Annotated in this window: 7 protein-coding genes; all 7 read right to left on the reverse strand. The window is 59.7% G+C overall.

Annotated features, from left to right (window positions below; translation table 11 throughout):
- Positions 1 to 29: 29 nt before the first annotated feature.
- A complete protein-coding gene (gene dinG / locus VJR68_RS08820; RefSeq protein WP_324147305.1) occupies positions 30 to 2,132 on the reverse strand; it encodes an ATP-dependent DNA helicase DinG in 2,103 nt (700 codons plus the stop codon).
- Complete coding sequence (locus VJR68_RS08825) at positions 2,122 to 3,771, reverse strand: NAD(P)/FAD-dependent oxidoreductase (protein ID WP_324147306.1); 1,650 nt, start codon at positions 3,769 to 3,771, stop codon at positions 2,122 to 2,124. The genes dinG and VJR68_RS08825 overlap by 11 nt, the downstream gene beginning before the upstream one ends.
- Positions 3,772 to 4,004: 233 nt before the next feature.
- On the reverse strand, positions 4,005 to 4,658 hold the full coding sequence (locus VJR68_RS08830) for a DsbA family oxidoreductase (RefSeq protein WP_324147307.1): 654 nt from the start codon (positions 4,656 to 4,658) through the stop codon (positions 4,005 to 4,007).
- A 139-nt stretch (positions 4,659 to 4,797) separates the two neighbouring features.
- The gene (locus tag VJR68_RS08835; protein WP_324147308.1) at positions 4,798 to 7,680 is read right to left on the reverse strand and encodes a TonB-dependent receptor domain-containing protein; all 2,883 of its coding nucleotides are present in this window, start codon (positions 7,678 to 7,680) and stop codon (positions 4,798 to 4,800) included.
- A 390-nt stretch (positions 7,681 to 8,070) separates the two neighbouring features.
- The gene (locus VJR68_RS08840; RefSeq protein ID WP_324147309.1) at positions 8,071 to 8,577 is read right to left on the reverse strand and encodes a DUF1993 domain-containing protein; all 507 of its coding nucleotides are present in this window, start codon (positions 8,575 to 8,577) and stop codon (positions 8,071 to 8,073) included.
- Positions 8,574 to 9,920, reverse strand: coding sequence for a TCR/Tet family MFS transporter (locus VJR68_RS08845; RefSeq protein WP_324147310.1), 1,347 nt, complete (start codon positions 9,918 to 9,920; stop codon positions 8,574 to 8,576). Before VJR68_RS08845 ends, VJR68_RS08840 begins: the two co-directional genes overlap by 4 nt.
- Before the next feature lie 121 nt (positions 9,921 to 10,041).
- Positions 10,042 to 10,246, reverse strand: a 205-nt coding sequence (locus VJR68_RS08850) for a hypothetical protein (protein WP_324147311.1), incomplete at its 5' end; no start/stop codon positions are given.

A 10,246-nucleotide genomic window follows, 5' to 3' on the forward strand; every position in this document is an offset into this window, starting at 1 on the left:
GGCCGGACAATCACGCAGGCGGATGATGCTCATGCGGTACGCTCGATCACGCGTTGGAAAGGGGGCAGGGCTTTAAGCATCTGGCTGCCGTATTGCCGCGTAATGACGCGGCGATCCAGCAACACGATCCGGCCGCGATCGGTCTCGCTGCGGATCAGGCGTCCGCAATATTGAATCAGCAGCCGCGTGGCTTCGGGTACCGCGACTTCCATGAAAGGATTGCGTCCGCGCGATTCCAGCCACTCGGCATACGTGGCCCCGACGGGATCCGTCGGCACGGCAAACGGCAATTGCGTGATCACGACCGTCTCGCACAGCTTGCCGGGCAAGTCCAAGCCTTCGCCGAAAGACGCCAGGCCAAACAACGTACTGCCTTTGCCGGCTTCGACGGCTGCAACATGTTCGGCAATCAATTGCGTCTTGCCCAACGAACCTTGTGCGCGCACCTTGCGCACCTTGTCGATCGGTAGCCGTTGCAGCACGCGTTCCAGCTTCGCGCGCGAGGTGAAAAGCACAAGGTTGCCGGCGTTCCAATCCAGGTGGTCGGCCAGCCAGTCGGTGATTTCCTGTGCATGCTGTTCGCGTGCATCGGGCAGGGCGGAGAGTGATGGAATTTCAAGCCGCGCTTGGGCGGCAAGATCGAACGGCGAAGGCAGGCTTACTGTCACCGCATCGTCCGGCAGGCCCACGGCATCGGCAAAGCCGCGGAAATTACCGCCGACACTCAGCGTGGCAGACGTCATCACGGCCGCGCTGGCGTTGTCCCAGAGAATGCTGCGCAACAGTGCGCCGGCGGAAACTGCAGATGCGTGACAAACCAGTTGCTGATCGTTCGACAGCGTGACCCAGCGCGCGAGCGGTGGCGCCTGTTCCGGATCATCACTGGACCATGCACGCCACGTACGCACCTGGCGATCGATGCGCTCCATGGCCATGCCCAATTCGCGTGACAACGCTTCCTGGGTCGGGCCGCCTTCGCTCATCTCGGTGATGGTGCGGCGCACGGCGGTAAGCCAGCGCTGCACTTCGCTGCTGGCGATGTAGAGCAACGTAGCGTGATGGACCCAGTTGTCCGGCAGCTGCCCCAGTGAGCCGCGATAGACCGGCTCGGTTTCCGCCGGATCGGGTAGCCATGATTGGCGAATCTCTTTTTCCAATGCTTCCAGTGCATCGCTCAAAGCCTGCAGCTTTTCGTCGCCTGCATCCAGCGTGAGCTTGCCGATCACTTCCTTGTCGGTCAGCGAATAGGCTGCGTGTACTTGTCGCCCAAGACGGCTGATCTGGCGCACGGCGACGTTGAGCGCAACTTCCGATGCGCCGCGGTCGATGGTCTTGCCGGGCATGTGATGCGCTTCGTCGAACACGTACAGCGTTTCTTCCGGCTTGGGCAGAAACACGCCACCCCAGCTTTCTTCGCCGCTGGAAAGCGTGAGATCGGCGAGCACCAGATCCTGGTTGGCGACGATGATGTCCGCATCCGCCGCCGCACGACGTGCGGCGAAGAACGGGCAGAGCATGAAGTACGCGCAGCGACGGCCGGTACAGCCGCCCGTGCTGGTGGTGATCATGCCGCGCAACATGTCGCCGGGCGTTTCAGGCGCGGCGTCCATGTCGCCGTTCCATTCGTTGCGATCGAACGCATCGGTGAGTTTGCGCAGCACTTGCTTGTCGCGCTCGGCCGGTGGCTTGGTCCACAACGCGAGGTCGGCATCCAGGCCCAAGCCCATCTGTGCGCTTTCCGCCAGGCTGGCGCCGGCCATACGCAGGTTGCGCGGGCACACGTAGCGGCCGCGACCCTTGGCGAGTGCTACTTTCATCTCGCGGCCGTAGAGTTTCAGGAACAGCGGTATATCGCGCTCAACCAACTGCTCTTGTAGTGCAACGGTCGCCGTGGCGATCAGCAGTTTTTTCTTCAGCGCCTTCGCAGCTTCCGCACCCGCGATCAGGTAGGCCATCGATTTACCGGTGCCGGTCGGCGCCTCGATCACCGCTGCGCCACCGGCTTGCGCCAATGCCTTGGCCACCTCGGCGATCATGCGCGTTTGCGCTGCACGCGCACGAAAGCCGGGCAGGCCTTCTTTCACGCGCGCATATGCGTCGCGGATACGGTCCTTGAGCTCGTCAGTAAGCATGGGCTTCCTGACGCGTGATGCTTAGCGCGACAGCTTCCGCGATGCGAATGCCGTCGACACCGGCCGAAAGAATGCCGCCCGCGTAACCGGCACCTTCGCCGGCAGGAAACAGACCGCGCGTGTTGAGACTCTGCAAAGTTTCATCGTCGCGGCGAATGCGCACCGGTGATGAGGTGCGTGTTTCCACGCCGGTAAAAATCGCATCGGGTCGTGCGAAGCCTTTGATCTTGCGATCGAAGGCCGGCATCGCTTCGCGGATGGCTTCGATGGCGTAATCCGGTAATGCAGATGCGAGGTCCGTCAGATGCACGCCGGGTTTGTAGGAAGGCTGCACCTCGCCCAATGCCACGGATGCTTTGCCGGCAAGAAAATCACCGATCAGCTGGCCAGGTGCTTCATACGTGCCACCGCCCAGCTCGAATGCGCGGCTTTCCAACTGGCGTTGCAATGTGATGCCGGCCAGCGGGCTGCCGCTATCGTCATACGGTGTGAAATCGTTGGGTTCGATGCCCACCACAATCGCCGCATTCGCATTGCGTTCGTTGCGCGAATACTGACTCATGCCATTGGTCACCACGCGTCCCGGCTCGCTGGTGGCGGCAACTACCGTGCCGCCTGGACACATGCAGAAGCTATACACCGAGCGGCCATTGCGGCAGTGATGTACCAGCTTGTAGTCCGCTGCGCCAAGCAAAGGGTGACCGGCCTGCGGACCGAAGCGCGCGCGATCGATGATCGATTGCGGATGCTCCACGCGAAAGCCGATCGAGAATGGTTTGGCTTCCAGATATACGCCGCGTTTGTACAGCATCTCGAAGGTGTCGCGGGCACTGTGGCCGAGCGCCAGCACGACATGATCGGTGCGGACCTGCTCGCCGTTCGACAACGCGACACCGCGCACGTGACGGGTACCTTCTGCATCCGTATCGACCAGCAGGTCATCCACGCGATGCTGGAAGCGAATTTCACCACCCAGCGCCTCGATGGTGTTGCGCATGTTCTCCACCATCGTCACCAGGCGGAAGGTGCCGATGTGCGGCTTGCTCACGTAGATGATTTCTTCCGGTGCGCCGGCCTTCACGAATTCCGTCAGCACCTTGCGACCGTAGTGCTTGGGATCGGAAATCTGGCTGTACAGCTTGCCGTCGGAAAACGTACCCGCACCGCCCTCGCCGAACTGCACGTTCGATTCCGGGTGCAGATTGCGCTTGCGCCACAGATCCCAGGTGTCCTTGGTACGCTCGCGCACGGCCTTGCCGCGTTCCAGAATGATCGGTCGAAAGCCCATCTGCGCCAGCAGCAGGCCTGCGAACAGCCCGCAGGGACCCAAGCCGATCACCACCGGCCGATGCGCCAGCTGGCCGGGCGCCTTTGCCACGAAGTGGTAATTCGTATCCGGCGTAGGACGCACATGTGGATCGTCCGCAAAACGCGCCAGCAGCTTGGCCTCGTCGGCCACGTCCACATCCAGCGTGTAGATCAACTGGATCGCCCCGCGCTTGCGGGCGTCATGGCCGCGACGGAACACGCTATAGCCGTGAACGGCCGCGGCGCCGACATGCAGCTTGGCGCGGATGGCGGCGGCCAGCGCTTCCTCAGGGTGATCCAGGGGCAGCTTGATGTCGGTGAGTCGCAGCATGCGGGGCGCAGTGGGTAAAACGGCAGTCTATTGTCGCAAAGCTGGCCGCGCCGCGCCGCCTTTTTACCGTACCCCACGCAGGGTTCTCGTAGGCTGGTATGAAATCCCAGCGCTTTTAGCCTTCCTGATGCTGGGATTCCATCCCAGCCTACTTGCAAGCCACCGCACTGATAGGTTGGGGTGAGCGAACGCGACCCCCAAGTGCTTTGCGGGATAACCGCCCTCTACGCGATTTATCCCTCAGCCGCCACCTGCCTCAGCGTCTGCTCAAACACCTCCGGCGGTTGCCCACCCTGCACCAGATACTTCCCATTGATGATCACCGACGGCACCGCCCGGATGCCCTGTGACTGAAAGAACTGCTCCTGCTGGCGCACCTCATCCGCGTAACGGTTCTCCGTGAGCACCTTGCGCGCTTCAGCGACGTCCAGCCCCACGTCACCCGCCACCCGCGCAAGTACATCATGCGAGCTGACATTCTCTCCCTTGCTGAAATATGCCTCCAGCAAAGCCAGCTTCAAGGCAGGCTGCTTCCCTTCCAGCTCCGCCCAATGCAGCAGGCGGTGCGCATCGAAGGTGTTGTAAATACGACTGCGCTTGTCCATATCAAACACAAAGCCCAGGCTGGCACCGCGCTGGCGGATACCTTCCTGATTCTTCGCCCTCTGCTCCGGCGTGCTGCCGTACTTGTGCGCCAGGTGCTCGGCTACGTTCTCGCCTTCCGGCCCCATTTGCGGATTTAGCTCGAAGGGCTGGAAGTGCAGGTCGGCCACTATTTCGCCATTCAGTCGTTGAAGTGCTTGCTCCAAAGATTTGAGGCCAATGGCGCACCAGGGGCAGACGACGTCGGAGACGAAGTCGATCTTTAAGTGAGTTTGACCGGTCATGATGTTTTAGTCCCTGGGAGTTTTGACTTCTGTGTGGTGCGGGCGTAGTTGGAAGAAATCAAGGTGAATCCAAATGGGCGCGCGCTTAGATAAACACAAAAAAGGCCGGCAGGCCGGCCTTTTTCGATCACCGAATTTCTTAGAACTTATAGTTGAATCCGGCGTAGTAGCTGCGACCAATCGCATCGTACAACGCAGAGCCAAAGCCAGTCCCGAACAAATTGACCGGAGGGTTGCGGTCAGCAATGTTGTTGATGCCGCCGTAAATTTCCAAACCGGTATTCTTGCCTTCAGCGTTCTTGACCTTGTAACTCACGCTCAGATCATTGAAGAATCCGTTGCCCGCCCAGATGGGGTTGATTTGAATGGGATCGGATGCGTAGCTTTCGTTCGACACGCGCAGCATGGGCGAGAAGTAGCGGGCCCGCCAATTAAACGTCCAGTTGTTGATCGCGTAGTTGGTGCCAACAGTGATCTTCCACTTGGGATAGCCTAGCGTGCCGTTGTCCTGGATGGTGATGGAGGGGTCGTCTTGGAATGGGTGTTCGGTATAGAGGAACACGCGAGTACCGTTGAGGTTGACGCGCAGCTTGCCCGGGCCGATATCGTGCGAATAATAGGCGCCAATATCCATGCCAGATGTGCTCAGCGCAGAAATGTTCTGGTTGACCGAGTTGATGAACACGATTTCATGGGTGTTCGGATCACGCAAAGCACCAGCGCAGTACACGTTTCCAATGCCATTTGGATTGTCGACGCACTGATTAACGACTTGCGTACCCGACGGGGCACTGATCGCATTGTTCAGCCGGATATTCCAGTAATCCATGGTCAGGCCGAATCCGGTGAGGAATTGCGGCGTGAATACAAATCCGGCTGTCCACGTCTTGCCAGTTTCGGGTCCAAGGTTGGGGTTGCTGCCGGAAATGCCGGCAATGGTCGCGCCGTTGGCTGACTTCCAGCCTTGCGGAACGCCAAGGGCCTGACAGTTAGCTGCACGGACAGCGGGATTGGGAGCGGTCCTGAGCTGTGGGGCCGAGCAAGGGTCATTGACGGAGAAGAAGTTCTGACTTTGACCGCTGTAAAGTTCATCGATATTCGGGGCGCGAACAGCGCTGGACATGGTTCCGCGTAGACGGATGTTGTCGTCGATAGCCCAATCCAAACCCCAGCGCCATGCCTTGGTGTGACCGATGGTGGAATAGTCAGAGAAGCGAATGGCTGCGTCGAGCGTCAGCGCCTTGGCGAACGGACGATCCGCGAGTAGCGGCAGCAAGGTCTCGATGTATCCTTCCTTCACGTTGTAAGCGCCACCGGAAGAGGGGATGGCATTGAGGAAGGTCAAGCCTGCAACGTCGAGAGGATCCTGGTTTATACGGCTGCTTTCGCGGCGAAACTCCGTGCCGATGGCAATGCTGGCAGCGCCGGCTTCGAAGGGCATCTGGAACAGGTTGTTGTTGGTAACCGTGCCACCACCCACGAACTGTGTGATATGGGTGCGAGTGAGTGTGGTGGTATTGAACCACTGGGCTGCCTCGGGGTTGACTGCGCCCTCCCCAAAAAGACTGGTGGGAATGCAGCCGTTACGCGCGATGGGATCAAGCGCGGCTGCCGCGGAAGGGTCGATGCTGGAGCGGCAGACGATGTTGCCGTTGGAATCCCTGACTGCGTCGGTAGATGCTGCAAAGCGATCATTAATGCGGTTGTTCAAGTTCTGGCGAAGTTCGTTCATTACGCCATAGTTGACGGAAGCATCGTATTCCCAATCCCCTGCGATGACACCATTGGCGCCAAATACAACACGACCGGTGTCACGGCTGGTAGCTTCCCCACGAAGACGTGCATCAACATCGAAGCGATTGATATTGAGTTGCGAAAGCCCGTTAGCATCCATCAGCGCTGCCAAGCTTGGGCTGATAAAAGCGTTGTCGCGATAGATAGTATAAGTGCCGAAGGCCGGCTGGGTGGCCATCTTCACATCGACGTGGCTGTAACTACCTTCAGCGTAAAGACGCTGATCCGGCGTAATGTTGAAGCTAGCCACCGAGCTAAGCGACGTACGCTTGTATTCCGGTTGCAGCTGTTGCACCTTATTTACATCTAAGCGGTCGCAATCCGAGCAGCCGGTGCTGTCAAGGGGGCCATCGAAGCGTTGCGGACGTACGCTGCCATCCGGATTGAGCACATAACGCTTGCTGATATCCGTAGGCGTATCGAGCGAGAAGGTTCCGCCATTGGTATAGCCGTAGCCACCTGCGTTTGAAAAAAGCTGGGACTCGTAGGGGCCATTGGGTGTCAGGATGGATCTGTACGACTGATTGCCGAAACGATCAGGAAACATGAGCGGATCTTGTTCGCTGTGTTCCACTGAGATGGCGATATTGCCGCGATCGTGGGCGAAGTTCATGCCGCCGGTGATGGAGGCCTCCTTCGGTGAAAAGCCGCCATGTTGCGAAACGCCATACTGCGCGTGCAGATTTACGCCCTGGTAGTTTTTCTTCAGGATGAAGTTCACGACGCCGGTGACAGCATCCGCACCGTATACAGCCGAAGCGCCGCCGGTGATGATTTCAACCCGTTCAACCCATTCGGTTGGAATGAGATTCACATCAACTGCGCTGGAGCCTGCGCTCGAACCCACGAAGCGGCGGCCGTTGACAAGCACCAACGTTCTCTCAGGTCCAAGATTGCGCAGATCAAGCTGCTGCACGCCAGCGGTGCCGATGGATTGCGTGGAGTTACCCATCGTAAACGTGGTGGCGAGCTGAGGCATGGTGGCCATCAAGTCGCCGATATTGGTAGCACCCGTCGCATGGATTTCCTCAGCGGTGACAACCGCAACAGGTGTCGGTGAGATGACGTTGGGGTTGGAGATGGCAATATGAGAACCGGTAACGGTGACGCCCTCCAAGGTCTTCGTTTTGCTGCCATCACTGTCTTGCGAAAATACATTTGTGCTCGCCAGCGCTGTTGCACACGCCAACGCCAGCAGTGAGTAGTTAAAGGTATTTCTTGTTTTCAAGGCGCTCTCCCTGAGTCGCCGTTCGCTGCTCAGTTTTGCAGCGCGCGACATCTGACATAGATGCGAAAGTCATCCCTAAGCCATGAGGCATGGCTCCTGTGATGACCATCGGGTATTTACGGTCCAACCCCTAAGGAAGATGTTGCAAACCGTAGTGGTCAAATAAGCCACGCGCGTTTTTGCAACAATCGGAGTTCGCCCAATTTGATGTAGGGCAGGCCGTTGCGAGTCAGGAACGGGAGGTATTCGTCGAAGCGGCTACGGATATGTACGAAAATTTACCGTGCGCGGACAGTTGGGTGTGAATCGTGATGCGGCGAGAGCTCATCAACTCAAGGAGCGATGTACAGGGCGAATGCATCGCCCTGCACATTTCGAACAATTGAAGACTTACTGCTTACCGATGAAATCCTGCTTCCCAATATGCGTCCCAGCCTCACGCAAGATCGCGTACGCCGTCGTGCAATGGAAGAACAAGTTCGGAATCACGAAGTGGAGCAGGTAAGCCTCACCTTCAAAATGCTGCTCGCCGTTGCGCGACTTGATGGTGATGGCGCGTGTTTCACTGCCGTCCACCTGTTCCGGCTTGAAGCTCTTGATGTAGTCGATCGCGCGTTCGATGCGCGAATACAGCTCATCGAACGACGTCTCGTTGTCCTCGAACTTCAACGGATCGACGCCTGCCAGGCGCGCGGTGCCGTTCTTGGCCATGTCGGTGGCGATCTGCACCTGCTTGACCAGCGGCAGCATGTCGGGAATAAGGCGGGTTTGCAGCAGTACCGAGCCTTCCACGTTTTTTTCCTTGGCGTGTTTTTCGCCGAGCTTGAGCACGTGGTTGAGGTTGGTCAGTGCGCGTACGAATAGTGGTACGGAGGCTTGGTACATCGAGAGACTCATGGGGATGACTCCGGTTGATGATGGGGAAGGTGATCGTGCGTGCACACGTCAGCAACAGGCGAGAGTTCGCTAGGCGATGGCGCGGGATGTGCATCCAGAGATGAGGTGGGATGTACATGGCGGATCGCGTAACCGGCAATGACCGTGGCGGCGGTGAGCAGCACCGCTGCCAACACGAAAGCGATGCCGGGCAGATGCATGGGGGCATGGTTGCTGATGAACAAGCCGAACAGGTTGGCGAACAGCGCCGGCCCGAAGATGCCGGCGAGGCTGGCAAGGCTGCTCAACGCGCCTTGCAGGCGGCCTTGTTCGTGCGGATCCACTTGTTGCGTCATCAGCGCCTGCGCCGGCGGCCCGGAGAGACCGCCAAGGCAAAGGAACGGAATGCCCACCAGGAACATCCACCCCACCGGCGAGAAGCCGAAGAACAGATAGCCCACCACGCACAGCGGCAAGCCGATCATGATCATGCGCCGCTCGCCGAGTTTCGGCATCAGGCGGCGCACCAGCACCGCCTGCACGATGCCGCTGCAGAGCCCGACGAAGGCAAGCGTGTATCCCACTGCCTGCGTGCCCCAGCCGTAGCGGTAATCGGCGTAGAGCACGTAGGTGGAGTTGAGAGAGAACTGCGCCAGGTTGATCAGGAAGTACACCGAGGCCAGCGCGAAGACTTGCGGATAGCGGCGCAACAACACGAGCGCGCCGAAGGGATTGGCATGGCTCCAGTCGAAGCGCTTGCTGCGGCGTTCGGGCGGCAGCGATTCCGGCAGTACGAAGAAGCCGTAGCAGAAATTGATCAATGAAAGCCCGGCTGCCACCCAGAACGGCAAGCGGATGCTGAGGTGGCCAAGCAGTCCGCCCAGCGCCGGTCCGGTGATAAAGCCGATGGCAAACGCGGCACCCAGCGCACCATAGGCCGCAGCGCGTTTTTCCCGCGGCACGATATCGGCGATGTAGGCATTGGCGGTGGAGAAGCTTGCCGCGCAGATGCCTGATACGAGGCGCCCCACGAACAGCAGCCATACGGTCGGCGCCAGCGCGATCACGATGAAATCCACGCCAAGGCCAAAGCTGGAGATCAGGATCACCGTGCGGCGGCCGAAGCGATCCGACAAGGTGCCTTGCACGGGCGAGAAGATGAATTGCATCAGCATGAAGGTGGTGCTGATCGCGCCCACCCATACGGCGGCCTGCGCCATGCTGCCGCCGATCAATTCCACGATCAGGTGCGGCAGCACCGGGATGATGATGCCGAAGGCCAGCATATCGATCGCCACGGTGACGAAGATGAACAGCACCGCGGCACGGCGGTGCGGATGCGCGAGAGGCTCGTGCGCGGTCATCGGAGGTGCTGAGTCGCAGGGGAAACCGCGATCTTAGCACCGACCCGCGCGAGACGGGCGATCGAGCCGGAGTGCCGCTATCCCCGCGGGGGCCACCCCAATTCGGCCCCCACCCGCTCGATCAGCGCGGCGGCCACGGCCTCGCCGGCTCCTTCAGCACCGGCTTGCCGAGCAGCGGCGAAGACAGCGCGTAGGCTCCGTTGCCCGCGAACGCCCAGATGATGTTGCGGTCGTACTCGGTGTAGATCGAGTGCACGCCCTTGCCCTGCACGCCTTCGGGCAGGTCCTTGCCGTTCGCCAGGCGCGGCACGAAATATCCGGCGATG

It is taken from the genome of Dyella sp., from assembly GCF_035277725.1.
GTDB lineage: Bacteria > Pseudomonadota > Gammaproteobacteria > Xanthomonadales > Rhodanobacteraceae > Dyella_B.

Bases quoted from the DNA above. Each gene is read 5' to 3' on its own strand.
- VJR68_RS08830 (WP_324147307.1), bottom strand. From the start codon at position 4,658: ATGACCGGTCAAACTCACTTAAAGATCGACTTCGTCTCCGACGTCGTC.
- VJR68_RS08825 (WP_324147306.1), bottom strand. From the start codon at position 3,771: ATGCTGCGACTCACCGACATCAAGCTGCCCCTGGATCACCCTGAGGAA.
- dinG (WP_324147305.1), bottom strand. From the start codon at position 2,132: ATGCTTACTGACGAGCTCAAGGACCGTATCCGCGACGCATATGCGCGC.
- VJR68_RS08845 (WP_324147310.1), bottom strand. From the start codon at position 9,920: ATGACCGCGCACGAGCCTCTCGCGCATCCGCACCGCCGTGCCGCGGTG.
- VJR68_RS08840 (WP_324147309.1), bottom strand. From the start codon at position 8,577: ATGAGTCTCTCGATGTACCAAGCCTCCGTACCACTATTCGTACGCGCA.